The following is a 1,964-nucleotide window of genomic DNA, read 5'->3' on the forward strand; positions in this document are numbered from 1 at the left end:
CGCCGCGCCCGGGGGGCCGGCCGGCTTGGCGCCCGGCGGGCGGCCGGGCTGCAGCGGGATGGCGAGCTGCGCCTGGATGGCGGCGGCGTTGTCGAGGTCCGGCAGCAGGCCCAGCATCGGCCCGATGCGCGCGATCACCCGCCCGGCCGCGGGCGCGCTGACCCAGCCGGCGGTGGCGTAGCCATGCGTGCTGGCATTCGCCTTCGGCTCGTCCAGCATCATGTAGACGGCATAGCGCGGCGCGTTCATCGGAAACGCGCTCATGAACGCGGAGACGCGGCTGTTGCGATTGTAGCCGTGGTGCGAAATCTTCTCGGCGGTGCCGGTCTTGCCGCCGACATAGTAGCCGGGCACCTCGGCGCTCTTGCCGTAGCCGTCGGTCACCACCAGGCGCATCAGCCGCCGCATCGTGTCCGACGTGGTCTGCTGCATCACCCGGATGCCCTGGCGCGGCGGGGCGTCGTGCTCCGCCGCCACGATGGTCGGGCGGTACAGGATGCCGCCGTTGGCGATCGCGGCGGTGCCGGTCACGACATGCAGCGGCGAGACGGCGATGCCGTGGCCGAAGCCGATCGTCAGCGTCGCGATCTCTTTCCAGTTCGCCGCCGGCGGCGCCAGCGGGCTGCCCACTTCCGGCAGCTCGATGCCGATGCGGCTGAGCATGCCCATCCGGTCCATCCACTGGCGCTGGCGCTCGGCCCCGACGGCCTCGGCCATGCGGGCGGCGCCGATATTGGAGGAATAGGCAAGGATCTCCGGCACGTACAGCCAGCGATGCTTGCCCTGGAAGTCGCTGATGGTGAAGCGGCCGATGCGGATCGGGGCGGTGGCGTCGAACCCGTTCCAGATCTGCACCGTGCCGGTGTCCAGCGCCATCGACGCGGTCTGCAGCTTGAACGTGCTGCCCGGCTCGTACATGCCGGTCACGTTGCGGTTGAAGCGCTGCTCGGTGCTGGCGCGGCCGACATCGTTGGCGTCGTAGTCCGGCAGGCTGACCATCGCCAGCACCTCGCCGGTGCGCACGTCCATGACGATGCCGCAGGCGCCGATGGCCTGGAATTCCGCCATTGCCTTGGACAGCTCGTCGCGCACCACCGCCTGCACGCGCACGTCGAGGGACAGCTTCAGCGGCTGCGGGCTGTCGCGCAGGCGCTGATCGAAGAAGCGCTCCACGCCGGCCACGCCGTGGCCGTCCACGTCCACCCCGCCCAGCACCTGGGCGGCGACGCGGCCGAGCGGATAGCGGCGGCGCTCGGTCGACTCGAAGTCGATGCCGGGAATGCCCAGCGCGTTGATCTGCAACTGCTCGCGCGGGGTGATCTGGCGCGCGAGGTAGACGAACTGCTTGGTCTCCTCGGACAGGCGCTTGCGCAGCTCGTCCTCGTCCAGGCGGGGCACGACCGATTTCAGCTTGCGGACGGCACCTTCGACGTCGAACAGCTCGCGCGGATTGGCGTACAGGCTCGCGGTCGGCAGCGAGATCGCCAGGATCTCGCCGTTGCGGTCGGTGATGGTGGCGCGGGCGGCGCGCAGGCCCAGGTCGACGGGGGCGGCCGCGAGCATCGCGGTGCCGGTGGGGCCGGGCGGCGGCGGCGGCTCCGGCCGGCGGACCTGGGCCACCGGCTTCGGCCGCACCGGGTCGATCACGGTGGCGTCGGTCAGCTTCAGCGCCAGGACGCTGAACAGCAGGGCGAAGCCGCAGGCGGCCAGCACCAGCCGGCCCCGCGTCTTCTCCATCGAGGCGCGGCGCGCCAGGTCGGGGGCGGTGACCCGGACATTCTCCATGCGCGGCACCGCGGCCGCGTGCGGCGCGCCGAAGCGGCGGGCGATGGCCGACGGGGAGGGGGGATCCGGGGCGAAATCCGTCATCGGTTGCCGCCGTACTGTGCCGGCCCGGCATAGGCGGGGGTGATGATGGAGGGGGTGACGGCCATGGAGCGGGCCATGCCCAGGGCCGAGCCGAC

The 1,964-nt window shown here is 72.0% G+C and carries 1 protein-coding gene; it reads right to left on the reverse strand.

All coding sequences use genetic code 11. From position 1 onward, the window contains the following. Positions 1 to 1,869 (reverse strand): peptidoglycan D,D-transpeptidase FtsI family protein (locus OL599_RS25715; protein WP_264716921.1); only part of this gene is annotated, 1,869 nt, incomplete at its 3' end. Positions 1,870 to 1,964: the final 95 nt, after the last annotated feature.

Origin of the sequence: Limobrevibacterium gyesilva, from assembly GCF_025989185.1 — a bacterium.
GTDB lineage: Bacteria > Pseudomonadota > Alphaproteobacteria > Acetobacterales > Acetobacteraceae > Limobrevibacterium > Limobrevibacterium gyesilva.